Annotated in this window: 12 protein-coding genes and 1 pseudogene; 6 read left to right on the forward strand and 7 right to left on the reverse strand. The window is 65.6% G+C overall.

Annotation, left to right across the window (positions count from 1 at the left end; genetic code table 11):
- Nucleotides 1–110: 110 nt before the first annotated feature.
- Together ACYVGE_RS05490 and ACYVGE_RS05495 are read right to left on the reverse strand one after the other, a co-directional pair.
- A complete protein-coding gene (locus ACYVGE_RS05490) occupies nt 111–1,799 on the reverse strand; it encodes a bifunctional AfsR/SARP family transcriptional regulator/alpha/beta hydrolase (RefSeq protein ID WP_460727835.1) in 1,689 nt (562 codons plus the stop codon).
- Nucleotides 1,796–2,701 (reverse strand): alpha/beta hydrolase family protein, encoded by a 906-nt coding sequence (locus tag ACYVGE_RS05495; protein WP_460727837.1) that lies wholly within the window; start codon nt 2,699–2,701, stop codon nt 1,796–1,798. The genes ACYVGE_RS05490 and ACYVGE_RS05495 overlap by 4 nt, the downstream gene beginning before the upstream one ends.
- 800 nt (nt 2,702–3,501) lie before the next feature.
- Between ACYVGE_RS05495 and ACYVGE_RS05500 the strand changes: the two genes are divergently transcribed.
- The 3 genes from ACYVGE_RS05500 to ACYVGE_RS05510 all read left to right on the forward strand — a co-directional run bounded on the left by ACYVGE_RS05500 (nt 3,502) and on the right by ACYVGE_RS05510 (nt 6,928).
- Nucleotides 3,502–4,050 (forward strand): hypothetical protein, encoded by a 549-nt coding sequence (locus tag ACYVGE_RS05500; RefSeq protein ID WP_460727839.1) that lies wholly within the window; start codon nt 3,502–3,504, stop codon nt 4,048–4,050.
- Between the two features lie 230 nt (nt 4,051–4,280).
- Complete coding sequence (locus ACYVGE_RS05505) at nt 4,281–5,126, forward strand: hypothetical protein (protein ID WP_460727841.1); 846 nt, start codon at nt 4,281–4,283, stop codon at nt 5,124–5,126.
- 242 nt (nt 5,127–5,368) lie between these two features.
- A complete protein-coding gene (locus tag ACYVGE_RS05510; protein ID WP_460727843.1) occupies nt 5,369–6,928 on the forward strand; it encodes a hypothetical protein in 1,560 nt (519 codons plus the stop codon).
- Between the two features lie 201 nt (nt 6,929–7,129).
- Here ACYVGE_RS05510 and ACYVGE_RS05515 read toward each other — a convergent pair whose 3' ends face one another.
- The 3 genes and pseudogenes from ACYVGE_RS05515 to imuA all read right to left on the reverse strand — a co-directional run.
- Nucleotides 7,130–10,237 carry an error-prone DNA polymerase gene (locus ACYVGE_RS05515; protein WP_460727845.1) on the reverse strand — a complete coding sequence of 1,036 codons (3,108 nt, stop codon included), beginning with the start codon at nt 10,235–10,237 and terminating at the stop codon, nt 7,130–7,132.
- The gene (locus ACYVGE_RS05520; protein ID WP_460727847.1) at nt 10,234–11,643 is read right to left on the reverse strand and encodes a Y-family DNA polymerase; all 1,410 of its coding nucleotides are present in this window, start codon (nt 11,641–11,643) and stop codon (nt 10,234–10,236) included. The genes ACYVGE_RS05515 and ACYVGE_RS05520 overlap by 4 nt, the downstream gene beginning before the upstream one ends.
- A gap of 204 nt (nt 11,644–11,847) precedes the next feature.
- Nucleotides 11,848–12,495: pseudogene (gene imuA, locus ACYVGE_RS05525) on the reverse strand (translesion DNA synthesis-associated protein ImuA); the annotation flags it as partial.
- 298 nt (nt 12,496–12,793) lie between these two features.
- Between imuA and ACYVGE_RS05530 the strand changes: the two are divergent.
- Both ACYVGE_RS05530 and ACYVGE_RS05535 read left to right on the forward strand, forming a co-directional pair.
- Nucleotides 12,794–13,579 carry a 4'-phosphopantetheinyl transferase family protein gene (locus tag ACYVGE_RS05530; protein WP_460727849.1) on the forward strand — a complete coding sequence of 262 codons (786 nt, stop codon included), beginning with the start codon at nt 12,794–12,796 and terminating at the stop codon, nt 13,577–13,579.
- 295 nt (nt 13,580–13,874) lie between these two features.
- Nucleotides 13,875–15,269 (forward strand): TIGR03013 family XrtA/PEP-CTERM system glycosyltransferase, encoded by a 1,395-nt coding sequence (locus ACYVGE_RS05535; protein WP_460727850.1) that lies wholly within the window; start codon nt 13,875–13,877, stop codon nt 15,267–15,269.
- On the opposite strand, the gene ACYVGE_RS05540 is transcribed toward ACYVGE_RS05535, so the two are convergent.
- Together ACYVGE_RS05540 and ACYVGE_RS05545 are read right to left on the reverse strand one after the other, a co-directional pair.
- Complete coding sequence (locus ACYVGE_RS05540) at nt 15,187–16,029, reverse strand: hypothetical protein (protein ID WP_460727852.1); 843 nt, start codon at nt 16,027–16,029, stop codon at nt 15,187–15,189. The two genes, ACYVGE_RS05535 and ACYVGE_RS05540, sit on opposite strands and share 83 nt — an antisense overlap.
- Nucleotides 16,030–16,146: 117 nt before the next feature.
- Nucleotides 16,147–16,560 (reverse strand): hypothetical protein, encoded by a 414-nt coding sequence (locus ACYVGE_RS05545; protein ID WP_460727854.1) that lies wholly within the window; start codon nt 16,558–16,560, stop codon nt 16,147–16,149.
- Between the two features lie 230 nt (nt 16,561–16,790).
- Here ACYVGE_RS05545 and ACYVGE_RS05550 point away from each other — a divergent pair, with 230 nt between their 5' ends.
- On the forward strand, nt 16,791–26,816 hold the full coding sequence (locus ACYVGE_RS05550; protein ID WP_460727856.1) for an amino acid adenylation domain-containing protein: 10,026 nt from the start codon (nt 16,791–16,793) through the stop codon (nt 26,814–26,816).
- Nucleotides 26,817–26,853: the final 37 nt, after the last annotated feature.

Consider the following 26,853-nt stretch of genomic DNA (forward strand, 5'->3'; position numbering starts at 1 on the left):
GGGTGTCGATTCGCCGCAACGCTAGACCTGGAGCATGAGCCGATGAACGTGCCGGAAGTACCGCGCTGAAGCCACAGCTGACGCACCATCGCGAGGGTGCGGGGTGCTCGCTAGCGCTCGACGCTATCGGCCAAGCGCTGCGCGAAGCCCTTGATCGCTTCGATGATCGGTGTCGTCTCGCCCAGCCACCACCAATGCGCGGTCCCAGGCAATTCGAGCCACTGGGCGCCGGAAATAGCGGTCGCGACCTGGCGGCCGGCGTCGACGCGCACGGCGCGGTCGCCGGTTCGATGCATGACAAGCGCCGGCACGCGCACCTGCGGCAGCAAAGCGCGTACATCGCTCAGCGCGAGCGTGCGCAGGACGGCTTGCATGCAGCGCGGGCTGGAGCCGAGGCGCAGCATGCGCGCCCACCAGCGCTGCAGCAGCGGATCGCTCGCGTGGTCGGGCGCGAAGGTGTCGATTGCAGCCGGTCGCCCCCATTGCGCGACGAGCGCATCGAGCCAGCGCTCGAACTGCTCGGCGGTCAGTGCCCACGGATAGTCGTGCGCGGCGGTACCTCGTGCAAGCGTTGCCCAAAGGGCCAGCCCCGCAACTCGATCTGGATGTTCGACAGCGAGCCGGATCGCGATCGGCCCGCCTTCGGATACCGCGAACACGAGCGCGCGTCGGCTGCCCACGGCGTCGAGTACCGATAGTGCGTCGGCGCTACTCACCGACGTATCGGCAGGGTCGACGGTGCGATCCGAGAGCCCGACACCGCGCCGGTCGTAGAGGATGAGCCGGAAGTCGCGCGCGAGTTCGCGGAAGAAGGCCGCGGGCCCACCAGGCTCCCAGGCCTGCTCCAGGTTCGAGACGAAGCCGCTGATGAGGAGCACATCGAGTGGGCCGGAACCCAGCACTTGATAAGCGAGATGAACGTCGCCGCTGCGCGTGTACCGCACCGCCACCGGAGGGGGCGGGTTGTCGGCAAGCGTCGTCGTGGTGGCGTCGCGCGCGCGTGTTTCATCGGCGCGGATCTCATGGGAACGTACTTCATCGGCGACCTGGAGTGTCGCGGCTTCCGGCTCGACGCCGAGCTCGGCGTGCAGGATCTCCCGGCATCGCTCGAACTGTTGCAACGCTGCGTGGGGCTGTCCGACGGCGGCATACAACCGGATGAGCCGGCGCTGCGCAGCTTCGTTCAACGAATCGATCGCTACCAGGTCTTGCGCATGGGGGAGCGCGCGCTCGTGCTGCTGTGTGCCTTCGAGCTGCGTGACGAGCTGCGCCAGCGCCTGCGCGCGCGCCTGGCGCAGCGATTCGCGCTGTCGTTCGAGCCACGCCGACAGCTCGTCGCATTCGTCGAGCGCCAGCCCCTCCGCGAACTCGGCGGCCGCCAGGCGCGCCGCGTGTTCGAGGGCGGCGAGGCTCTCCTTGCTCGCGTCATCGCTCGCTTCATTGGTCGAGCGATACAGTCCTTGCGCGAGGAAGCGGCGCAGCGAGGCGAGATCGGTGGCGGCACACACATCGTTCGCGAGCACGACGGTTTGACGATCAGTGACAAGTGCGTCGTGCCCCACGTGGATCGACAGTTCGTGCAACAACCGGCGCATGCGCCCGCGCGCGTCCACGTCGTCGGCGTCGGGCCAGAGCATGGCAGCGAGGCGGGCGCGACTCATCGGACGCGCCTCGGCGGCGAGCAGGGCGAGGACTGCCTGCTCGCGCCGTGCGCCCGGCTCGAACACCCCCGATTCGCGCTCGAGCCGCACCGGCCCGAGCACGCGAAGCACGAGACGTCCAGTCACCTCAGGGCTCATGCAACGGCTCGCTCGCGACATTCGACGTCGGCTCGGCGCAATGGCGCGCGCACCCAGGCGATGATTTCAGCGACCACCTCGTCCGGACTCCGCGCCCAGGAAAAGTGACGCCGCCACGGCGCGTCGGCGGTGACGCCGTCGATCTGCCGACGCTCGATCGCGCAGGATGCGAGCTTCGCGAGCAGCTCGGTCGTCGCGCCCGTCGGCGCCACGGGATCGGCGCGGATTTCGATCGACAGGACGGGCAACACGAGGTCATCCAGCGCCTCCTCGTAGTCGATTCTACTGCCCGCACAGCGATACCGGCCGGTGCTGGCGTTGTAACTCCAATCGGCCATCAATCGACGCGGCTGATCGCCGCCGAAGCCGAGCAGCCGGCCCGGGTACCAGGGCAGCAATGCAGCCACGACGCGGACGGCCTGCACCGCGATGCCCGCGCGCCAACGCAGCGCTTTTGGCCACGCGCGATAGTGCGCGGTGCCGCTCGCCACCAGGATCAGGCCCGCGAGGCCAGGCGCCGCGTGCACTGCCGCGAGGCTGCCGAGCTGGCCGCCCAGGCTATGGCCGACGAGATAAATGGGCCGACCAGGGAACTGCGCGGCGATCGCGGCGATCAACGACGGAATGTCCTGCGCGACGATTTCCTGATAGCCGAATCGCGCGCCACGTCGTGCAAGCGCCGCGCTGTCGCCCTGTCCGCGCAGATCGGCCAGCACCACCGCGCCCGCTGTAGCTTGCGCAAGCGCTTCCGCGAACGGCGTGTAGAAGCTCGCGGCGACACCCATCGCCGGCAGGCAGACGAACACCGGCGTGCGTGCGTGCGGCCGGGAATGATTGAAGATGACGACGGTCGCCTGATCGTCGTCGGCGAACAATGTCCGGTTGGTATCGAAGATCGCCATGAGCGGCTCCAGGTTCGATTAGGAGCCGCGAGCGTAGTGAGCGAGCGTCCGCTGATCGTCCGCTGGCAGCCCGGCTCGGGGCGTGAAGCCGGTCAGAATCGGCTCTGGGGATCAGGCGGCTTGGAACACAGTGCCCTTTCGGAACGCGTCAATGGCAGCTCATGGCCGAAAGCAGGCATGGATCAACAGCCCGCTGCGTCGAGTCGACGAGTGACCGTTAACCAAAGCGGACGCTTGGCACGTCCCGCTTGCTCCGGCTATACAACAACTTGTTAGCCGGATGTCGCGTCGCTAATCTGCCGCCTGATCAAGGGGTGCGCGGGGCCGGTCGTTGCGCTGCCACCGACGTATAACCGGACCTGGCGGTTCCGTCTAATCAGTAGTCAGGGGGCACACGGATGATTTCGCTACTACTTGGGTTTGCGGTCGCAACTGTTTCCGCCACCGCACCGTCTGGGGAGCAGACCGTCAGCTCCTGCACTGCGGCACGCCTTCGCCCCTTTGTCGGTCCTACGGGCGTTCGGCCATCTTGGCCTGTGACGAAAGAACTACCAGGCAACCTAGATGGCCAGCCAGGGGTGCTGCTATCTGATCAGGGCGGCGTCTTAGACGGCTACAGCCACTGGCTGCTCGTCGATGACCGCACTGCATCTTCGTACGTAGTTCAGCGTGGCGGCTTTGCGGGCTCACAAAGGATTTATGGCCCGTTTCCCGTAGCTGCCTGTTCGCAGGTTCCCCCTGACAGTTCATTCAAGCCGAAGCCGCTTCGCGGCTCGACCTAATTCAGGCGTTAGGCACCCATGAGATACCTGGTCAAACCCGTACTCGTTCTTTCGGCTATCGGCCTTGTCCTCAGCGTGATTGTGCACATCATCGCGCTGCTTGGCTTTGATCCACGGCTGGGCGAGTCCGTCTTCGCGCTCCATGTCGGCATCTTCGTTGTCTGGTTCCCGGCCGTGTTCCTGTCGATGAGGATGGGGCGTGGCAAGAAGGCATCAGCCTGGGGCTTTGGCGGCTCATGGAAACAAGTCCTGTCGGGCTGCCCAGGGTGGATGACGTATCTGCTCTACGTCTTGTTCGCCTACACTTTCTTGAACTTCTTCTTGTTCATGGGAAGTGCCGCAAGTGGTGCGTCCCAAGTCGATTCGGCATCTTCGCCGCAAGTTATCCGGGGATTCTCCGGCCACTGGATGGTCTTCTACTACGCAGCCTTCGCAATTGCCTATTCGGCGCTCATGAAGCCGGAGTTGCTGGGGGATGCAGTGTGCAAGATGGGCCACAAGGCACTACCCATCGACAAATTCTGCTCGGAATGCGGCAACCCTGTCGTCGTCAAGAAGGGTTCCTGACACTTCATTCAAGCCGACGCCACTTCGCGGGCATCGCATGCTGCCGACCGTCGCTACGCGCGCATAAGGGCGCAGGACCTATGCAGGCTTGCGATCCAGTTTCAGGGCACCTAATCTCGTCCTCGCGCCGGCGGCGCAATCATTCTGCGGGGGCAGAATGTGATCAAGGGGATCCCGGGCGTTGTGCCAGGCATGGCGACGGGCTGTTGTGCAAACCAATCCAGGGGACGATGTACGTGTACAGATTTTTATTGCTGCTCGGCTTGATTCTTGCGCCGCTCCAGGCACTGGCTGCCGATGACAACGTTGCCAGCGTTCCGAAAGACGCTGTCGATGCACCGGCTGAAACGATGGGCACCGTCATTGGCACGATCGGTTATCGCGTCGACAAGACACCAAAGGTCGGTGACGCGGCCTTCTTTTTTCGAAGGGTGGGATCACAGGAGTACGGGTACGCTCATGTCTCGCGTGGGTGGCTGGGCATTGACAAGAACGCGGGCGCACTGAAGGACGGCAAGTTCCGTTATGCAGCCTTCAAGATGCAGCTGCCCGAGGGCCGCTACGAAATCGCTCGAGTCGCCGGGTCGTATGACCTGTCCGGCTGCGTGGCTGGCAACAGCCCGACCAGGTTCGCCAATGAAAGGGATTTCTCCGTCCCGTTCGAAGTCAAGCGAGGCAAAACCCTTTACCTCGGCTCTTTCCTGGCTCACGGCACGTTAGAAAAGGGAAAAGTTTGCTTCATCCCTATTCCCGTCCCCAGCACCGTCTACTTCTCGTACGCGAACAAGTGGCAACGTGATGTACAGGTCTTCTCGCAGGGCCAATGGGCGGTCGATCTCGACCTGGTTGACCACGTCGATTTGGCTGTAAACGAGCACACTGACTACTACATCATCGCGGAGGACCACGTCCCCGAAAAGCCCCGAATGCGCGACTACACCGCCGGCAAGCTGTCGCATGCTGGCAAGATCGCGGAGTACAAGGCTGCCCATGGCGACACTTCAGCCGCGGAGTCTACGGGGTCAGCGGATTCCGCTGGGACTACAGCGCAAGGCGCGCCAGCGGGCGTCGAATGAGCGAGGCCGGGGTGGCGACCTGCCGCCCCGAGGCTCAACCAGTTGATCGATCCCAGAGACAAAGGCCCGCTTGCGCGGGCCTTTGCTCCGGAAGTAGGCCGCAGGTGGGTATGGGTCGACCAAGCACAACGGGGCGTTGGTCAAGCCGAAGCCGCTTCGCGGCTCGGCTCAGTTATTTCGTACAGGGGGAGTCTGTAATGCGAAGTGTGTTGTTTGCGTTTGGCCTGCTGCTGGCGTTGCCGGTGGCCGCCAAGGAAAAGCCGCAGGTGCCCGCCGTGTTGGCGCCAACACACGGCTATGTCTATCTGGCATTTCCGAAGGGGGGCGGTGACGCGATCACGGTCGCTCCGGTGGCGGGCGGCAGGGATCTGAAGGTCAACACACCGGCCACCGCCGTGTCGTTGCCTGCCGCACAGGCGTTTGGCCAGTGGCTGCCCGCTGGGCGCTACCGGATCAAGCAGTGGGGCGTATGGCAGTGGCCCGACGGGCCGCAGTTCGAGGTGCAGGCCGGGCGCGTGACGGATCTCGGCGACGTGATGCCGGTGAACGTTGGCGGATATCAGTTCGTCGTGGTGCCTGTCACGCACCCGGAACACGCGGGATCACTGGCTGAAGCCATCAAGCCCATGGCGTCGGTGCTGAAGGAATCCACGCCTATTCCAGCTACGATGACCGCGGTATCTCTGCCCATCACCATCGGCCAGAAGCCGAGTGGAATGGGGTTGATCTGGGATCTGCTGGTGGCGCACGACCGCAAGGTCAACAAGCCCTCCACGCTGGATGCGCTGATCGCCGCCAAGGACCCCAACGAGTTCCTGCGCCTGCTGCGAGGAGTCACGCCGCCGCTGCAGGATGAGCCCGGGCGACTTTCCGATGGCACGCTTTTCTTTCCCGCGGATCTGGGCCAGTTGCGCAAGCGCACTCCCGACGGCCAGTGGAGCAGCCTGGGCATGGACACGCTGCGCCAGATTCTCGCAGTGGAGTATGCGGACGGCCGCCTGATCGCTGGCAGCGACGACGGCCATCTGCGCGACAGTCGCGACGGCGGAGCGACGTGGACGGACCTGAAGGCGCTCGGGCGCCTGGAGTCCATCCTCGACATCGACCACACCCGCGACGCGTGGGTCGTAACCACGACCGAGAGGTTCGACGATCCCGATGCAGAGCGTGGCAGCGGCTTCGTGGTCGCGGCGAGGGGCACGCTGTCGGTCCGCCTGCGCGTGTATGTCGGACACCGCGAAGACCTCTCCGACCTCGCGCTCTCCAAGGAGTTCACGCTGGCCCCCAAGGACCAGGCCGGTTGGCTTGGTGCGCGCGGACAGTTGGTAGGCAGTCACTACTATGTGATGGCAGGTACGGCGTTGCAGCGCCTGGACCTCGCCAGTGGCGATTGGAAGACCATCACGCCGGGCCCGCGTATCTCCTCCCACCGCGTTGACCCGACCACGGAGGTGGTGACCGCGCTCTGGAGCCAGGGCGCCTTCTCGAAGGTCTACATCTCATCCGATCACGGCGACACCTGGACCCAGATCGGTCGCCCGCCGTACATCATTAGTGACGTGCAGATGGACAGCACCGACCGCGGCTGGGCGAGCCGCTGGAACATGAATGCCTTTGGCGGTGTCTGGGAGACGTACGCCTTCGTTCCCGCCAAGAACGACTGGGACAAATCGGGCGAAGCGCCGTTCAACTGCCGCCTGATGCGCATCGCGCCGGACCTGCCGGTGCTATGCTTGGCACCGGACGCGAGCATCCTCGGTCTGCACGATGGCAAGTGGGACGCGGAGTTTTCCGCACAGTGATGGAGGCGAGGGGCTTCGCCTCGGTGCCGCCATGAGGATTACGCGGCCGTGGCCCAACGCGCGGTCGAGCAGGGGCTGGACATCCAGTGCTGTCAGGTCTCCGACGGCACCAACGACGAGGGCGGCCCAGTGGCGGCCCTCGTCGTTTCATCCAATTCGTTGCTTCAGAGGTGGCGCGGCTTCAGTTCATTCGCCGTGCCGTCAGTGGAAGTCCCGCGAGTTCGTAACCAGGCCCGACAGCAGCGGCGTCAGGTTTTCCAGGCGCATGGCGATCAGGTGTTGCACGCCGTCGGCACGTTCGATCCGTCCTTCAATGCCCATCAGCCTGGATTCGAGGAATTCGCGCCGTTGCCGCTCGGCCACGTGTAGCCAGATCACCGCATTGACCAGGCCGTCCTCGTCTTCGAGGGTGATGAAAGTGACGCCGCTGGCGGTCTGTGGCCGCTGCCGCATGGTGACCAGGCCGGCGAAGCTGACACGTTGGCCATGCGGCAGGTCGCGCAATTCCGAGGAGCGTTTGAAGCGACGCGCGCGCAGTTGCTTGCGCAGCAGGCTCAACGGATGCCGGCCCAGGCTGAGTCCGGTCATGGCGTAATCGGCATGCACATCCTCGGCCGTGCTCGGCAGCGGCAGGGCCACCGCAGCTTCGGCCGTGGCACCGATGGCATCGAACAAGGGGCGCTGCGCTTCCACGCCCGCCACGGCCCAGTGCGCCTTGTGGCGATGGCCTGCCAGCCCGCGCAAGGCCGCGGCATCGGCCAGGATGCCGCGCAGGCGCTGGTCGAGGTCCGCGCGCTGGCACAGGTCGGTGACATCGTGGAAGGCCTGCCGTGCGCGGGCCTGTTCGATGCGCAATGCCGCGTCTTCACGGAAGCCGTTGACCAGGCGCAATCCAAGGCGCAGGGCAGGCTGCGCTGCCGGATCGATGGAGACCGGTTCCAGCGTGCAGTTCCAGTTGCTGTATCGCACATCGACCGGACGCACTTCGATGCCGTGGCGCCGTGCGTCCTGCACGATCTGGCCGGGTGAGTAGAAACCCATCGGTTGCGAATTGATCAACGCCGCGGCAAAGGCTGTCGGCTCGTGCCGCTTGAGCCAGCTGCTGGCGTAGGCGAGCAGGGCGAAACTGGCGGCGTGGGATTCCGGGAAGCCGTAGCTGCCGAAGCCCTTGATCTGCTCGAACAGGCGCGTGGCGAATTCGAGCGTGTAGCCGCGCTTGAGCATGCCGTCGAACAGGCGCTCGCGATGCGACTCGAGTCCGCCGTGGCGCTTCCACGCCGCCATCGAGCGACGCAACGCATCGGCTTCGCCGGGCGTGTACCCGGCCGCGACGATGGCGACCTGCATCACCTGTTCCTGGAACAACGGCACGCCGAGCGTGCGCCTGAATACTTCCTCGAGTTGCGGTGATGGATAGTCGACGGGCTCCTCGCCATTGCGGCGCCGCAGGTAGGGATGGACCATGTCGCCCTGGATCGGCCCCGGGCGCACGATCGCGACCTGGATCACCAGGTCGTAGAACGTCTTCGGCTTCAGCCGCGGCAGCATCGCCATCTGCGCGCGCGATTCGATCTGGAACACGCCGACGGTATCGGCGGCCTGGATCATTGTGTAGGTCGCCGTGTCCTCGCGCGGGATGTCGTCCATGCTCATGTCGCGGCGCCCGCTGTCGCGCAGCAGGTCGAAGGTCTTGCGGATGCAGGTCAGCATGCCCAGGGCCAGGCAGTCGACCTTGAGCAGCTTCAGCACGTCCAGGTCGTCCTTGTCCCACTGCAGGACCGTGCGCTCGTCCATCGCCGCGTTCTCGATCGGCCCGATCGTCGACAGTGGCCGTTCGGAAATCACGAATCCGCCCGGATGCTGGGACAGATGCCGCGGAAAACCGAGCAGCTGCGCGGTCAAGGCGATCACGCGCCGCATCACCGGCGACTCCGGATCGAAGCCATGCTCGCGCAGGTATTCGGATGGAGGCACGTCTTCGCCCCAGCGATCCATGGTCTTGGCGAGCTCCTCGACCTGGTCCGAGGGCAGCCCCAAAGCCTTGGCCACGTCGCGCACCGCGCTGCGTCCGCGATAGCGGATGGCGACGGCGGTCAGCGCGGCGCGCTCGCGGCCATAGCGGTTGAAGACGTACTGCAGGACTTCCTCGCGACGTTCGTGCTCGAAGTCCACGTCGATGTCGGGCGGCTCGTCGCGCTCTTCCGAAACGAAGCGCTCGAACAGCAGCTCGGTCTCGCCGGGCTGCAGCTCGGTGATTCCCAGCGCATAGCAGACCGCGGAGTTGGCGGCGGAGCCGCGACCCTGGCAGAGGATGTCCCGGCTGCGTGCATGACGCACGATGTCATGCACGGTGAGGAAGTAGGATTCGTAGCGCTTCTTCGCAATGATCGCGAGCTCCTTGCGGATCAGCTCGATGGCTTTCGCCTTTTCCTTCCTGCCGGATCCGGCTTTTTTCCAGCGCTTGCGAATGCCCATCCGCACGAGGCGGCGTAGCCAGCGGGTGGCGTCGTAGCCGGCAGGCACCAGCTCATGCGGATACTGGTATTCGAGTTGCCGCAGGCTGAAGGCGCAGCGCCCTGCGATGGCAACCGATTCGGCCAGCAAGGCTTGCGGATGGATCGCCGCCAGCGCCTGGCGCGTGCGCAGGTGGCGCTCGCCATTCGGGAACAAGGCATGACCGGCCTCCGCCAGCGTGGTGCGCAGGCGGATGGCCGTCATCGTGTCCTGCAAGGCCCTGCGGCCGCGGACGTGCATGTGGACGTCACCGCAGGCGACGGCGGGAATGTCCAGTTGCCTCGACAGTTGTTGCAGCGAATGCAGGCGTCCGGCGTCGTCGGGGCCGCGGTGCAGTTCGATGGCCAGCCAGGTGCGATGCGGGAATGTCGCCTTCATCCAATGGGCTTCATCCGGCTGTGGCTCATCGCCAGGAATCCACAGTGCCAGCAGGCCGTCGTTGGCGCCTTCGAAATCCTCGCGCAGGGCACGGTACGTTCCCTTGCCGGCGCGGCGTCGCGCGATGGTGATCAGCTGGCATAGCCGTTGATAGCCGGCCAGGGTTTCGGCCAGCAGCACCAGCTTCGGGCCGTCCTCGATGCGGAATTCGCTGCCGACGATCAGTTTGAGGTCGGTGGCTTCCGCGGCCTCCAGTGCGCGCACGATACCGGCCATGCTGCATTCGTCGGTGATGGCCAGGGCGGCATAACCCTGTTGTCTGGCGCGTTCGAACAGCTCCCGGGCATTCGAAGCGCCGCGCTGGAAACTGAAGTTCGAAAGGCAATGGAGCTCGGCATAGGCGGGCAGGGCGTTCATGCGAACCACCCGTGCAGCATGAACGGCCCGGCCTGCTCGCCGGCGATGCGGAATGCCCACGCCCGTTGACCCTGCGCGGTTTCGACAAGGTAGTAATCGCGGCGGATGTCTTCGTCGTCCCACCAGCCCGACTCGATGCGCTCGGGGCCGGCAAGCACGTGCTGGACGCGATCGCGAAGCGGCATGGGTTGCGGCAGCAGCCAGCCGGGGCGAAGCAGGGCAGGCCCGTCCGGTGTCCTGCGCAGTGGCGCTTCGCTGGCCACGCGTTCGGGCCGATGGTCGGGCAGCCAGCCGACGGTTTGCACGGCGCCATCGCCCAGCCGTGCACGCAGGCGCTCGCGCAGCTGCGTCCATGGCACGGCCTGCTGCGGGCGCGGATCGAACAGGTCGCGCTCGGCGGGAACGAAGGCAGGCAATTCGCGCGCGACCAGGTGCATGCCGCGCACCGGCGCAGGCACCTGTGCCTGCTCGATGCGGCCGCGCGCGAGTTCGAACAGCATCGTCGGTTCGCGCTCGGCCGCCAGCAGGCCGATCTCGACTTCGCTGTGCGCCATGAGTTCGTGTTCCAGCACCACGGTGAAGCGCTGCACGCCGCCATCGCGGCCGGCGAGGAAAGCCGCGAGATCCGCGGTGAGCCGGCGCAGCGGGAACAGCAAGGCCTGGCTGGATTCGACCTCGTGGTCGAATTCGATGCGGCCTTCGAACACATCCGGCGGCTGGTACCAGGCCAGCGGTGCCTCCGCGCCACGCAGGCGATCGAGATGCTGCAGCACCTCGCGCGGGAAGCGCCGGTTCAGCGCATCGCGCGGCAGGGCGAATACCTGCCGCAATTTGCGCAGGCCCATGTGCGATAACGAACGCGCCACGTCCGGCGCGAAACCGGCGCGCTCCACCGGCAACTGGCCCAGCGCATTGAGGAACGTGCTGTCGCCCACGGCCAGCCCGTCATGGACGTTGGCCAGCACGCGTGCCGCATACGGGTTTGGCGCCGCGACGAGATGGTGGCGGAAACCGAGTGCGCGCAGTTCCTCGCGCATCTGTGCTTCCAGGCGCGGCCAGGGCCCGAACAACTGCAGGCTGTGGCCGACTTCGAGCACGAGGGCATGCGGAAGATCGGTGCTTACCTGCGAACTGAAGCGATAGGCCCATGCGGCCAGCAGTTGGCGCCAGCGCTCGGCATCGAGTGGATCGTGCTCGACCGTGGCGAAGCCATTGCCCAGAGCTTGCGCGGCGGCGAGCGGCATGCCCGGCCGCAGGCCCATTGCACGCGCCGCGGGATTGACGGCATGCAGCACGCGGCGTTGTGCCGGGCCGCTGATCAAGACCAGCGGCGCTTCCGGGGCGGGATGGCGTCGGAGGACGCCATCGATCGCCAGTTGCGGCAGGAGCAGGCAGGCCCAGTGCATCGATCAGGCCTCGGGGGCGCCGATCCTGGCCGGCGCGTTCCGCGCGGATGCGAGCGGAACCAGCTCGGTGATGCGCGGGAAATGCCGGGCATCGGAAACCGTTCTTTCCCGCGCAACGGGGAATGGCTGCGCGGCGGGGAAGACGGCACCTTCCCGGCGTTCCGGCTGACGCGAAGGCAACTCCGGATGCCCGATTTGCGGAAAAGGAATCGGCCGCGCCGGCGGAATACCGCCGCGGCACTTGAGCACGCGCAGCTGCCGCGGCGATGCATCGAGGGCGATGCGCAGCGCCGCCGGCGACGGATTCACCGCGGCTTTCATCGGCCGGAAGGCAAAGCCCAACGCCTGGCCGGTTTCCGCGGCGACCTGCAGGCGCCGCAAGGCGCGATCATCCGCCTGCTGCGGCCAGCACAGCACGGCATTGCATGCGCCGGAGCGCAGGCACTGCTCGGCGGCCCACAACGCATCGCGTGGCGTCTTCGTCCGGATCACCTGCAAGGCGCCCAAGCGCACGCCTGCGGCATGCCATGCCGGCGGATACGGATGGTAGGGCGGAGCGATCAGTGCAATGACGCCATCCCTGGGCTGGCTCAAGCGCGCGAGCGCCGGCCACAGCAATTGCATCTCGCCAATGCCATCGGCTGGCAGCAGCAGTTCGCTCAGTGCGGCGTCGGGCCAGCCGTGCATGGGCAGCACGGCATCGAGTGCGGACCATCCTGTCGGGTGTTCGAAGGCCGGCGTGACCGCGGACGACTGCCCGCGCCACACTCGGCGTTGCGAGATCAGGCCGTCGAGGGAAGGCGTGCTCACGCCTTCCGCTGCGGTTCCGCCGAGTGCCGTCACCGAGCCCATGACGGCAGGTCTCGTGATGTCGGGCGAGGGCAGGAGAGATGCATGTTAGTAATAATACTAACAATGCAGTCTCATGTATTAAGACTAGCTTTTTCAGTTTGTTACGATCACTAATTCCAGTTGAAGGCGAATTTATTCGTAAGCGGCAGCGGAGCCTGGCGCGGCATTGCTTGCCGGAAAGGCAGTGGGCGCCCCGCGTCCTTCCACCACGCGCGGCCAGTATCCGAGGCGTCCGTTCTGCCGGCGGCAAAGCGTTTGTTTCAGGTACGGCGCCGGTGCGGCGTTGACGGCAGGATCCATGCTGCAACTGAAAGCCAGCCCTGGCTTCGCGGACACGCGGTGGTCATGCAAAACGTTGCGCGAGGCGTTCGAAAGCGCATTGAAGGAGTCGGGCTGGAGCGCGACGGCGGACGCCTGTGTGCTCGTGGGGCTGTTCGATCTCGCTGACTGGCTGCCGTGGCTGGCGGGCGCCTACGCGATGCTGGATGAGCAGGAGCATCAACGCGTGCAGCGCCGGCGCGCCGTGGTCGATCAGGACCAGCTGGCACTCAGTTACGCGCTGCATCGCCTGCTGCTGGGCAAGGTGCTGGACTGCGATCCCGCCGAGGTACCGATCGGGCGGGATGCGGCGGGTTGTCCCTGCCTGCCGGGTGGGATCCTGTGCACCAGCCTCAGCCATGCGGACCGTCGCGCCCTGGCATTGGCAATTACCGCAACCGGACGCGTAGGCGTGGATATCGAGTCCTCGAACCGCGCATCGGTCATGCCGGAGGTGGCCGAACGCGTGTGCCATCCCCACGAAATGGCTGAATTGAGGCTGCTGGCGGAGCCCGCGCGAAGCGAAGCCCTGCTCGCGCTTTGGGTGCGCAAGGAGGCTTACCTCAAGGCGGCGGGCATCGGCCTGCAGCGTGAGATGGGGACCTTCGCGGCGCCACAGGATGCGCTGCTCGAATTACCCGGTGGCGAAATGACACGGGTGCGAATGCTCGAGGCGGGGCCGCACTGGGTCGCCGCGGTGGCGGGAGCACCGGAGGTTCCGATTGCAAGCCGCTGGCTGCGGATTTGCAGCGCTGGAACTGAATAGCACTGGCGATCTGTTGCTGGCCCGTCCAGGCCAACCATCGCACCGCCTGCGCAAGAGGCCGGGAAACGGCCGGGAAACGGCGTTTCTGTCGTTTCACTAATCGAGCCAACCCGTTGGATCGCGGCACTGGCCTGCTCAGGCACCACAACTTTGGGGGCGAAATGCGTCGGCAGGTAAAGCGTCTGGGGTCACAAGCCCTTTCGGCCCCCGTTGTAATGTGCAAGCAGTCCTGCGCCATGGTGCATTGCCATCGTGAACGATTGGTTGCCGCTTTCCGCGCGCAACGGGTGACGCCATGAGCATCGCCCTGGCAAGCCGGAAGAGCCGTGCACTGGTGCTGCTATGGCTGGCAGAGATGGGGCTGCTGATGCTTGCCGTCATCAGCGCGGCCGCGTTGCGCTTCCTGCGCAATTCGGAAGGCTACGCGGTCTTCTTCGAATCCGCGCCGGAACGGGCTTTCCTGTTCGCTGCCTTCATCACCGTATCGATGGTGGCGTTCGGCTTGTACCAGGTGCATGTGCGCCACAACCGCATGGAGTTCTTCATTCGGCTGCTGCTGTCGTTCGCATTCGGCGGCGTCTCGTTGCTGGTCCTGTATTACCTGGTTCCGCCTGCCTACATCGGCCGCGGCGTGCTGGCGCTGGCGCTGGCGATCGGCCTTGTCGCGGTGGCGGCGCTGCGCATGGCCGTCGGGCGCCTGGTCAAGACGGATATCTTCAGGCGCCGGGTGCTGGTGCTGGGCGCGGGCCAGAATGCCGATCTCATCAACAGCCGCCTTCGCCGGCGCTCCGACAGGCAATCCTTCGTGGTGGTGGGATTCCTGGCAGTGCCGGACCAGCCCGTGCTCGTGCCGGAAAAGCTCCTGCTCAATACGGATTTTTCCCTGTCCGAAATAGCGGAATGGCTGCAGGTCTACGAAATCGTCGTAGCTCCCGACGAACGACGCGGCGCGCTTCCGATGGAGGAGATGCTGAAATGCGCGCAGCGGGGGATCACCGTTACCGATCTCTCGACGTTCTTCGAACGCGAAGCGGGAATGGTCAAGCTCAGCGTGGCAGACCCGTCCTGGCTCGCATTCGGCGGCGGCTTCGACCATTCGATTCCACGTCGCCTCAACAAGCGCTTCTTCGATCTGGTGGCGGCCTGCGCCCTGTTGCTGGTCGCTTGGCCCTTCATGCTGGTAGTGGCGGCATGCGTCGCGCTGGAATCGCGCGGCCCGATCCTGTATCGACAGACACGCATCGGCGAGAACGGACGAAGGTTCGAACTGATCAAGTTCCGCAGCATGCGCGTGGATGCCGAAGCAGATGGCGTTGCCCGCTGGGCCAGCGAGGGTGACGATCGCACTACCCGCGTTGGACGGATCATCCGCCTGGTACGCCTCGACGAACTTCCCCAGCTGTTCAACGTCATCCGTGGCGACATGAGCTTCGTCGGCCCGCGACCCGAGCGCCCGCAATTCGTCGACATGCTCAGCCAGGAAGTGCGTTATTACAACGTCCGCCACTGCGTCAAACCCGGCCTGACCGGCTGGGCGCAGCTGCGCTATCCCTATGGCGCATCCGTGCAGGACGCCGAGGAAAAACTGACGTTCGATCTCTTCTACGTCAAGAACCACGGCCTGGTGTTCGACCTGTTGATCCTGCTGCAGACGGTCGAAGTGGTGCTGTTCCACCGCGGCTCGCGCTGAGGGCGTGCGCGGGCGCGATGACAGCCGTGGCCCGGACGCCATCGAAATCCAGTCGCAGTTCGCCGTAGCGGTGGGCGATGTAATGCATCAAGGCATTGATGAAGAAGATGACACCCGCCATTTCCATGGCCTCTTCGAGGGTGACGAACGCGTGATACACCACGTTGCGGTGCCCATATGCCTCCTTCCACGCGCCTTCGAACAGTTCCACGCCCAGGGCGCCGCCGAGGTAGATCGCCGCGGATAGCGCGAATGCGATTGCGGTCCGGCGAGGGAGGCGGAGCATGAAGGGAAGGAAGAACATCCCCAGGGCGGCGACGAGGACAATGCCCGGAACGACCCAGGCAAAATAGAGAAGACCGAGATGTCCGCCACCGAGCAGGTGGCGCATCGGATCGATCAGTTGTTCGTGCAGCGAAACGGCTTCGTCCACGCTCATGAATACAAAGCCTGCGGCCAGGATGGCCCATTTCGGCGCATCGAATTCCCGGTGCTTGCGTTCGAGGGTCGCAATGAGGGCAAGGAGCGCTGCCGCGATCAACAGCAATACGGTCGAGAAATGCGCGGGGATGTTGTGCTCGCGGTCCAGGCTCATCATCGCCAGGCCAAAGACGTGCTCGCGATGGAGCGCGAGTCTGTACAGCTGCATTCCAAAGCTGGTGGCCACGAGCAGGACCGCCGCCAGGCTCAGCAGCCAGGTGATGGCCCAGGGATCGATCGAGACCTTGCTGGTCCGTCGGGCAATCGGATGTGCGGCCATGACGTGATCCCCTGTGTCTTGTCTCGACAAACGGGGCTGTCACATATCTCCGGTCAATTCCTGGCGTGCCCGACGGCAGAGGTCACTGATGGCGCGGGGGCGGTGCCGCACACCGGATCACCTCAGCCACTCACCCGAGGCCATGGCGAGCAGGACAAACAGCAAGACAAGGAGCATGACGGCCAGGGCCAACGCGACCCGGGGCTGCGATGACGCGCGATTGCCGGAAGGAGGAGGGCTGTCGTCCTCCGCGTAACTACGCCGGGTACCGACTGCAGCTGAACTCCACACACCTGATTGATGTGGCGCTGCGCCCGGAAGACGCCCGTACCGTCGGTAGAAGCGGTTTGCGGTGGTGTACAGACCGATCAGTTCACGCAGGACAGCAGTGGACTCGGGCGATTGCACGCCGCCGGTGCGATTGGGCTGCAGTTCGGAGATCCGTCGACGGTACGCGAGCTGCAGCTCCGCCAGGCTGCAGTTGGGCTTCAGCCCCAGCTCGGAATAGAGCATGGTCAGGTCGGGTTTCATGGCGTGCCATCCATCGACCTATCGTAACGCGGGTCAGCCTTGGAAACGCCCCAGGGAGAGGGTCGCCGCGGTCATTGCGTGGCCGCATGGGGTGTCCCAGGACGTTTGCCCGGACATCAGCGCGATCTCTTCATGACCGCCCGGCCGGCGCGAACCGGGGACGACTTGAGTGGGGCATCACGAATGACAGGTTATCCCTGGTGGTGCAGCGCGGGCATTGGAAGGTGGGCATGAACAGGCAATCCGACGGTCCTTCACCGCGTATTTTTCCAACCAATTTGGCTTCGTGCATACCGCAACAGATCGAGCAGCAGGCCGCGAAACAGCCGGATGCGATAGCGGTCACCTGTGAAGGCGCCGGCCTGAGCTACAGGGAACTCAACAGCCGGGCCAATCAGCTGGCCCATCGGCTGCGCGCGTTGGGTGTCGGCCCGGAAACCCTGGTCGCCATCGGCCTGGAACGCACGCTGGAAATGGTCGTCGGGCTTCTCGCCATCCTCAAGGCGGGCGGGGCGTACCTGCCGATCGATGCCGCATATCCACGCGAGCGCGTGCAGTTCATGTTCGAGGATGCGCGTCCAGCGGTATTGCTGACATCGTCCGGGCAGCGCGACTCCATGCCTGCCAGCGATGTGCCGACCTTGCTGCTGGACCAGGGCTGGGAGCAATTCGCAACGGAGTCTTCACACGATCCGGTGCCGCTGGCGCAGCCGGACAATCTCGCCTATGTGATTTACACCTCAGGTTCGACGGGCAAGCCGAAGGGCTGCCAGGTCACGCACGCCAATGTCGCGCGCCTGTTCACCGCGACCCGCGACTGGTTCCAGTTCGGGCCAGGGGACGTGTGGACGTTCTTCCATTCCCACGCCTTCGATTTTTCGGTGTGGGAGATATGGGGCGCACTGATCCATGGTGGCCGCGTCGTCGTGGTCCCGTACCTGCATACCCGCTCGCCAGAGATGTTCCACGCTCTGCTTGTACGCGAACGCGTCACCGTGCTGAACCAGACGCCATCGGCGTTCCGCAACCTGATCCATGCCGATCTGGCGTCCGGCATCGCACCTTCCGCGCTGTCTTTGCGATACGTGATCTTTGGCGGTGAAGCGCTCGAGCTGCAGATGCTGCATCCCTGGTTCGAGCGCCATGGCGACCAGCATCCGCAACTGATCAACATGTATGGCATCACCGAAACCACCGTCCACGTCACCTACCGCCCGATCAGCATCGCCGACCTCCAGCGCAATGCCGGCAGCGTCATCGGAGAGCCCATCCCGGACCTGCGCCTGTTCGTACTCGACCCCGGCCTCATGCCCGTCCCGGTTGGCGAAGTGGGCGAGATCCACGTGGCCGGCGGCGGTGTGTCGCGTGGCTATCTCAACCGTCCGGAATTGACGGCCGAACGGTTCCTGCAATGGCAGTCGCCCGCCGGCGAATCCCTGCGCCTCTACAAGACGGGAGACCTCGCACGCCAACTTCCGGATGGCGATCTCGAATACCTGGGCCGCAGCGACCACCAGGTGAAGATCCGCGGTTTCCGCATCGAGACGGGTGAGATCGAAAGCGTTCTCGCGCGCCACCCATCCGTGCGCGCATGCGCCGTGATCGCGCGCAACGACAGCGCGGGCGGCGAAGCAAGACTGGTGGCCTACGTCGTTCCCCGGGGAGCAGCGGCATCGCATGCATCTCTGCGCGCGCACCTCGCGCCGTCGTTGCCGGATTACATGATTCCCAGCGCCTTCGTCGAACTCGAGGCGCTGCCCCTGACGGAGAACGGCAAGCTCGATCGTCGCGCGCTTCCCGCACCCGCACGGCAGCGCCCCGAGCTGGCCTATGCCTACGAGCCGCCGATAGGGGCGATGGAAACCTCCCTGTGCGCTGCGTTCGGCGAACTGCTTGCGATGGACAATGTCGGCCGGCACGACAACTTCTTCGAGTTGGGGGGCGACTCGCTGCTCGCGGTGCGCCTGTTGCAGCAGATCAGCAAGGCACATCCGCGCGAATCCGGCGGCGTGATTCCGACATCGCTGCTGTTCCGCAATTCCACCCCGGCGACGCTTGCCGCGTCACTGGAAGGGCGTGAAGGCACCGGAATCGAACCCAAGCGGTTCGCGGCGGCACACCGCTCCAACAGCCAGATGGCAGCCGAGCCCATCGCCATCGTTGCGATGGCCGGTCGATTTCCAGGAGCCCAGGACGTTGAGGCGTTCTGGCGCAACCTGTGCGAGGGCCGCGATTCGATCACGAAGTTCGGCCCCGATGACCTCGATCCCGCCGTCAGCGCGCAGGAGCGCAACGATCCGGCCTATGTAAAGGCGCGGGGCGTGATCGACGGTGTCGAGCAGTTCGACGCGGCGTTCTTCGGCATTGGCCCGAAGGAAGCCGAACTGATGGACCCGCAGCAGCGGATCTTCCTTGAGCTGGCGTGGGAATGCCTGGAGCGGGGCGGCCATGTTCCCGATGCGACATCGGGCCCGGTCGGCGTGTTTGCCGGGATGTTCAATGCCAGCTACTTCCAGCGCCACGTCTCCGGGCGTCCGGACCTGATCGACAAGGTCGGCGCCTTCCAGGTGATGCTGGACAACGAGAAGGATTTCATCGCCACGCGCGTCGCGCACAAACTCAACCTCACCGGTCCCGCGGTCAGCGTGCACACGGCCTGCTCGACGTCGCTGGTGGCGATCTGCCAGGCGATGGACAGCCTGCGCCTCGGTCATTGCGACATGGCGTTGGCCGGTGGCATCACCGTGACCTGTCCGCCGCGCAGTGGGTATTTCCACCAGGAAGGCGCAATGCTGTCGCCCGACGGGCATACGCGGCCGTTCGCCGCCAATGCGCAGGGCACGGTGTTCAGCGATGGCGCCGCGATCGTGCTGCTCAAGCGTCTGTCCGATGCGGTGGCCGACGGCAACCAGGTGTTCGCCGTTCTCCGCGGCGGCGCCGTCAACAACGACGGCGCCGGCAAGGCCAGCTTCACCGCGCCCAGCAGCGAAGGGCAGGCGGCCGTCATCGCGATGGCCCATGATCGCGCCCAGGTCGATCCGCGCACCATCAGTTATGTCGAAGCCCACGGCACCGCCACGCCAGTGGGAGATCCGATCGAGATCGAAGGATTGACGCGGGCCTTCCGTCGCGCGACCGACGACAGCGGCTTCTGCAGGATCGGATCGGTGAAGAGCAACGTCGGCCACCTGGTGATCGCCGCCGGCGCCGCCGGCGTCATCAAGACCGCTTTCTCGCTGGCCGAGCAGCGCATTCCGGCCAGCCTGCATTTCGACGCGCCCAACCCGTCCATCGACTTCGCCACGTCGCCGTTCGTGGTCAACGCCACGCAGAGCGAGTGGCCCTTGGCAGAGGCGCCGCGCCGGGCCGGCGTGAGTTCGTTCGGCGTGGGCGGAACCAACGCCCATGTGGTGATGGAAGAAGCGCCGCAATTGCCGGCATCGGAAACGGCAAGCGGTCCGCAGCTGCTGGTGCTGTCGGCACGCACCTCCGCCGCGCTTGCCAACGCCGCCACACAACTGGCCGACCATCTCGAAGCGCAACCGGATGCCAATCTCGCTGACGTGGCCTGGACGCTCGTCGTCGGCCGCAAGGCTTTCGCCCAGCGCATCGCCGTGGTCGCCTCTGACATCAACGATGCGATCGCACAACTCCGCAGCTCCGAGGTCGCCTCGGCTGCCGCGCGCGGGCTTCCGGCACGACAAGGAGATGTGGTGTTCCTGTTCCCGGGGCAGGGCGCGACCTATCCGGGCATGGGGCGCAATCTTTATGAATCGGAGCCAGCCTTCAGGGTGGCGTTCGATGATTGCGCCGACGCCTTGCGCGCGGAACTGGGATTCGACCTGCGCGAACGTGTTTTCGCCGACGATCCGGAAGCGTTGCTGCCCACTGCGATCATGCAACCGGCGACGTTCGCGATCGAGTATTCCCTGGCCCAGTGGTGGATGAGCCAGGGCGTCATGCCGGCGGCGATGATCGGCCACAGCGTCGGTGAATTCGTGGCTGCGACGCTCGCCGGAGTTTTTACCCTGCCGGATGCACTGCGGCTGGTCGCGCGCCGCGGCGCGCTGATGCAGGCGCAGTCTGCCGGCGGCATGTTGTCCGTGCGGCTGCCGCTGGACGAGCTGCTTACGCGCCTCCCCGCGGACTTGTCGCTGGCGGCGGAAAATGCGCCGGGCAATTGCGTCGTGTCGGGCCCCCTGGAGGCGATCACGCGATTCCAGGCGCTGCTCGAAGCCGATTGCATCGCCTGCCGGGCGTTGCGGACGTCGCACGCCTTCCACTCGCAGATGATGGAACCCGTGGTTGCGCCGTTCCGTGCGGAAGTGGCGTCGCTCGAGTTGTCCGCTCCGCGCATCCCCATCGTTTCGACGGCGACCGGCGACTGGCTCGATGCAGCGCGGGCGACTTCGCCTGATTACTGGGCTTCCCACCTTCGCGAGCCCGTGCGGTTTGCGGCGGCGCTGGGCCAGGTGCTTGGCACGCCCTCGCGCGTCCTGCTGGAAGTAGGACCACGCGCCACCCTGTGCACGCTGTCGCGCCAACATCCCGGCGTCCAGAAAGACCATGTACCCAGCGTGGCAACGCTCGCTGACAACCCGGAAGGAGAGCTGGCAAGCGTCCGGCTGGCCGCGGGCCAGTTGTGGACGCAGGGCATCACGCTGGATCCAGGCATGTTCGATCGTCGCCACGTGCGCCGGCGCGTGCGCTTGCCGACCTATCCGTTCGAGCGCCAGCGTTTCTGGGTCGATGCCATCCCCGCAACGGACAACGTCGTGCCGCTGCCGGGCGTCGTTGCCGCGGAGCCGGAGCTGCACGTGGCCCCACCACCCACCGTCGAGCCACCTGCCATGCAACAACAAACGGGCGACCGGCGTTCCCGCCTGATCGCGCAGCTCAGGGACTTGTTCGAGGATGTGGCGGGTTTCGACCTGGCCGACGCCGATCCCGATGCGAACTTCATGGAACTCGGGTTGGACAGCCTGATGCTGACCCAGGTCTCCCTGCAGTTGCAGAAGAGCTTCCCGGTCAAGACAAGTTTCCGGCAATTGATGGGCGAACTTGCGAGCCTGGATCGACTGGCCGCGTTCGTCGATGCGCAATTGCCCGCAGAACCCGTGGCGGCCACGGAGTCGGCTCCGTTGGCGACGCCAGCGGCGGCGACTCCCGCGCCCGGCCTGCCAGAGTTCCAGGCGGCGCCGATCACGGGCGGCGACATTGTCGTACAGATGCTCCAGCAGCAGATGCAATTGCTGACCCAACAGCTGGCCCTGCTGACCGGTGGCGCGGCGCCCGTCGCGGCGCCGGCGAAGGTGGTGGCTCCGATGGCCGCGGCGGCACCGCCGCCGCCCGATGAGGAAGCCGAACTTGCCCACACCAAATACGACGTCAAGAAAGCCTTTGGCGCGATCGCCAGGATCACGACGACCGACAAGCAGGAGCTGAGCGCAGTCCAGCACGAAAAGCTCGACGCATTCATCCAGCGCTACGTCGCCCGTACCCCGAAGTCCAAGGAATACAACCAGGCCAACCGGTCGCACATGGCCGACCCGCGAGTGGTCAACGGCTTCCGTCCTCTGCTGAAGGAAATCATCTACCAGATCGTGATCGAACGCTCGAAGGGCGCGCACTTGTGGGACATCGACGGCAACGAATACGTCGACGCCACCAACGGCTTCGGCATGAGCATGTTCGGATGGCAGCCCGACTTCGTGCTCGAGGCGGTGCGACGCCAGTTGGATCTGGGCTATGAGATCGGGCCACAGCATCCGCTGGCGGGCGACGTGACCCGGCTGGTATGCGAGCTGACCGGGCACGACCGTGCCGCGCTGTGCAACACGGGATCGGAGGCCGTGCTCGGAACGATGCGGATCGCACGCACCGTCACCGGGCGCGAGACGATCGTGCTGTTCAACGGTTCGTATCACGGCATCAACGATGAAGTGCTCGTGCGTGGCACGCGCAAGCTGCGCGCCGTGCCCGCCGCACCGGGCATCCTCAGGAACACGTCCGAGCATGTGCTGGTGCTCGACTACGGCACGCCCGAGTCCCTGCAGATCATCCGCGAACGCGCGCATGAGCTGGCCGGCGTGCTGGTCGAACCGGTGCAGAGCCGCCACACCGACCTGCGTCCCGTGGAGTTCCTCAAGGAAGTGCGTGAGATCACGCGCGCAGCGGGTGCCGTCCTCATTTTCGACGAGGTGGTGACCGGCTTCCGCTCGCATCCCGGCGGTACCCAGGCCCTGTTCGGCATCAAGGCCGATATCGCCGCATACGGCAAGGTGATAGGCGGCGGCAATCCGATCGGGGTCATTGCAGGCAAGCGCGAATACATGGACGCGCTCGACGGCGGAGCCTGGCAGTTCGGCGACGAATCCGTGCCCACGGTGGGCGTCACCTATTTCGCGGGCACGTTCGTGCGGCATCCGCTGGTGTTGGCATCCGCAAAGGCGGTGCTGGAAACCTTGAAGCGCGAGGGGCCCGCGTTGCAGGAGCGCTTGAACGCGCGCACGACGGCGATGGTCGAGGAGATCAACGCCTTCTGCGCGGAGGTGGGTGCTCCGGTCCTGGTGAACCACTTCGCGTCCGTGTGGAAAACGGCGTTCCTCGAGGAGCATCCGTTCCAGGACCTGCTGTTCGCGATGATGCGCAGCCGCGGCGTCCACATGCTCGACAATTTCCCCTGCTTCCTGACCACGGCGCATGGGGACGCGGAGTGCCGCCACATCGTCGAGGCGTTCCGCAGCTCGATACTGGAATTGCAGGACGCGGGATTCCTGCCGCGTCGCGCCATGCGCAGAGTGATGGACGCCGCGCAGCCGGTGATGCCCGGCGCGCGCCTTGGGCACGAACCCGATGGGCGTCCAGCGTGGTTCATCGCTGATCCGGACCAGCCCGGAAAGATTCTCAAGCAGGTTGCTCAAGGGGGGGACATGAACACTGCAGCGCTCATGACGTCGCGCGCGTTCGAGCCCGTGGACTACGACCCCTTCGCCCGGGGTGAGCTGGCCATGGTCGTGCCATCGACCGAACCGCAGCGCGAAATCTGGCTCGCCGACCAGCTGGGCCGTGAGGCTTCGCTGGCTTTCAACCAGTCGATTTCGTTGCGACTGAAGGGCGTGCTGGATGCGCGCGCATTGCACCGCGCGCTCCAGGAACTGGTCGACCGGCACGATGCGTTGCGCGCCAACATCAGCCCTGACGGCCAGAGCCTGACCGTACTGAAGCGCCTGGAGATCCCGCTTCCAAGTGTCGATCTCGCACACCTCGACGATGCCGCGCGCGATGAGGCCGTCGCAGCGCATGTGCGCGCGACGGTGGAAACCCAGTTTTCGCTCAGTACCGACCCCTTGCTGCGGGCCGAGCTGTTGCGTCTGGGCGACCAGGATCACTTGCTGCTGCTCACCAACCACCACGTCATCTGCGACGGATGGTCCTGGTGGGTGCTCGTGCAGGAGCTGGGAGTGCTGTACGGGAAACACCGGGGGCTGGACACCGAACCCCTGGATGCACCGGCCAGCTTTGCCGAGTACGCCCTGAACGAGTCCGAACAGGCGTCGGACGCGACGCATGTCGCGGACGAGGCGTACTGGCTGTCGCGCTTCGAAGGCGCGGCACCAGTACTCGAATTGCCTACCGATCGGCAGCGACCCGCGCTGCGCAGTTTCGCTTCAGCCCGCGAAGACCACGTACTCGATGCTGCCCTCCTGACGGCTTTGCGCAAGCTGGGCGCCCGCCGTGGGGTAAGCATGTTCGCCACCCTGCTGGCGGGCTTTACGGGATTGCTGGCGCGCCTGAGCGGGCAATCGGACATCGTGGTCGCCATCCCGTCAGCCGGGCAGCCGGCCGCGAGCAGCGACTCGCTTGTGGGACATTGCGTCAATGCGTTGCCGCTGCGCTTCGATATCGATACGTCCGCGCCCTTCACCAGGCTGATCGAGGGGGCGCAGGCATCCCTGCTCGATGCGATCGAACACCAGGGATACACCTTCGGCACGCTGCTCAAGAAGCTGCGAGTCCCGCGCGATCCCGCGCGGATGCCGCTGGTGAGCGTGATGTTCAACCTCGACACGGGGTTCGACCAGGAGAGCACGGGCTATCCCGGCCTGAAGATGGACTACGAGAGCAATCCGCGCACCTGCGAGGCGTTCGAATTGTTCGTCAATGCAGTGCACACGCAGGGCAAGCTGGTGATCGAGTGCCAGTACAACACCGATCTGTTCGATGCCGCCACCGTGCGGCGCTGGTTGCGTGCCTACGAGACCTTGTTGCGTGCGGCAGTCGCGGGCGAGGCCACCCAATTTGCCAGCCTGCCGTTGGTCGATGCGGTAGCGCGTGCGGAACTGGATGCGCTGCAACCGGCACCGGTCGCCTATGAACGTTCCCGCCGCATGCATCAATACTTCGAGTCGCAGTGCGATCGGACGCCGACACGCATTGCACTCAGTGCAGGCTCCATCGTCCTGAGCTACGCCGACCTGGAAGCGCGGGCGAACCGGGTAGCGCACGTGCTGCGCGGTCATGGTGTGCGGCGCGGTGCGCTGGTCGGGTTGGCGCTCGATCGGGGTGCGGACATGCTCGCGGCGCTGCTGGGCATCCTGAAGGCGGGCGCCGGTTACGTGCCGCTGGATCCGCAGTTCCCGACCGAGCGCCTGGCGTACATGGCCGCCGATGCCGGGCTCGCGATGTTGTTGACCACACGGGCGCACGCCGATCGTTTCGACTTGCGTGGCAGGCCGGTGCTGCTGCTCGACGACCACGCCGCACAGTTCGCTGCGGCGGCAAAGACGCGGCTGGATGCCGATGACGGCGCCGCGCAGCCCGAGGATCCCGCGTACGTCATCTACACCTCCGGTTCGACCGGACGCCCCAAAGGCGTTGTCGTGCCGCATCGCGCGGTGTCGAATTTCCTGCACAGCATGCGTCGCGAACCCGGGCTGACAGAGCACGACCGCCTGCTCGCCATCACGACATTGTCGTTCGACATCGCCGTGCTCGAATTGATGCTGCCACTCGCGGTGGGGGCGCAGATCGTGCTGGCGGACAGGGATACGGCCGCCGATGGCAAGGCGCTGCGGACGCTGCTGGAAAACAGCGCGGCGACGGTCATGCAGGGCACTCCATCGAGCTGGCGCCTGCTGGTCGATGCGGGCTGGCCAGGCTCGAGTGAATTCAAGGCGCTGTGCGGTGGCGAGCCCATGGCGCCCGAACTGGCGGCGTCCCTGCTGTCGCGTTGCGGATCGTTGTGGAACGTTTACGGGCCTACCGAAACCACGGTGTGGTCGACCTGTGCACGCATCGTCGCCGCGCCGGATGGACAGGCGCCGGACGTCCACATCGGCCGTCCGATCGACAACACCAGCGTCTGGATACTCGATGCGCATGGCGAGCTCTGCCCGTTCGGAGTGCCCGGTGAGATCTGCATAGGCGGGCAGGGCGTCACCAAGGGATACCTGCAGCGTCCCGAGCTGACCGAGGAACGGTTCATCGCGGATCGTTTTACAGCTTCGCCGGGCAGCACATTCGCTCTTGACCCGGCATTGCTCTATCGCACCGGTGACCGCGGCCGCTGGCGAGCCGATGGCAACCTCGAGCACCTGGGACGCCTCGACCACCAGGTCAAGGTGCGCGGCTATCGCATCGAGCTGGGCGAGGTCGAGGCGAATCTCGCCACTCGGGCCGAGATCGCACGCGCGCTCGTGATAGTGCGCGAGGACCGCGTGGACGATCAGCGACTGGTCGCTTACCTCGTCGCCAAGCCTGGTGCGACCATCGACGAGGCTGCCTTGCGCGCGCACCTGCGTGAGTTGCTGCCGGCATACATGCTGCCGCAGCACTTTGTCGTGCTCGACGAGATTCCGCTGTTGCCCAACGGCAAGATCGACCGGAAGGCGCTGCCACCAGCCGTCGCGTTGGAAGCGGCCGCTCCATCTCCGTCGAGCGCGATCGGGGCGGACATCGACCCGCGCGTCCGCTACCTGTCGGATGTCTGGTCCGGTCTGCTCGGCCTGCCCGCCGGGCCGGACGACAACTTCTTCGACCTGGGCGGCCACTCGATGCTGGCGGTGCAGATGGCCAGTCGGGTCGAGCGCGATACGGGCCACAGGATCAAGCTGATCCGCCTGGGCGCGGAAACCCTGGCCCAGGTCGCGGCGGCGCTACCGGTTCCGACCGACGAAACCACGCCGGGTGCAAGTGGGCGCATCAGCAACAAGCTGCGACGACTGTTCCGACGCACCTCGGGAGCGCGTCCATGAGCCGCGCCGACTGCACACCCGGGAGCCATCGGAGGCG

The sequence above is a fragment of the Lysobacter rhizosphaerae genome (genome assembly GCF_054779795.1).

Coding starts and splice junctions, on each gene's coding strand:
- ACYVGE_RS05530 (WP_460727849.1), top strand. CDS start 12,794: ATGCTGCAACTGAAAGCCAGCCCTGGCTTCGCGGACACGCGGTGGTCA.
- ACYVGE_RS05550 (WP_460727856.1), top strand. CDS start 16,791: ATGAACAGGCAATCCGACGGTCCTTCACCGCGTATTTTTCCAACCAAT.
- ACYVGE_RS05500 (WP_460727839.1), top strand. CDS start 3,502: ATGAGATACCTGGTCAAACCCGTACTCGTTCTTTCGGCTATCGGCCTT.
- ACYVGE_RS05505 (WP_460727841.1), top strand. CDS start 4,281: ATGTACGTGTACAGATTTTTATTGCTGCTCGGCTTGATTCTTGCGCCG.
- ACYVGE_RS05495 (WP_460727837.1), bottom strand. CDS start 2,701: ATGGCGATCTTCGATACCAACCGGACATTGTTCGCCGACGACGATCAG.
- ACYVGE_RS05535 (WP_460727850.1), top strand. CDS start 13,875: ATGAGCATCGCCCTGGCAAGCCGGAAGAGCCGTGCACTGGTGCTGCTA.
- ACYVGE_RS05490 (WP_460727835.1), bottom strand. CDS start 1,799: ATGAGCCCTGAGGTGACTGGACGTCTCGTGCTTCGCGTGCTCGGGCCG.
- ACYVGE_RS05515 (WP_460727845.1), bottom strand. CDS start 10,237: ATGAACGCCCTGCCCGCCTATGCCGAGCTCCATTGCCTTTCGAACTTC.
- ACYVGE_RS05545 (WP_460727854.1), bottom strand. CDS start 16,560: ATGAAACCCGACCTGACCATGCTCTATTCCGAGCTGGGGCTGAAGCCC.
- ACYVGE_RS05540 (WP_460727852.1), bottom strand. CDS start 16,029: ATGGCCGCACATCCGATTGCCCGACGGACCAGCAAGGTCTCGATCGAT.
- ACYVGE_RS05520 (WP_460727847.1), bottom strand. CDS start 11,643: ATGCACTGGGCCTGCCTGCTCCTGCCGCAACTGGCGATCGATGGCGTC.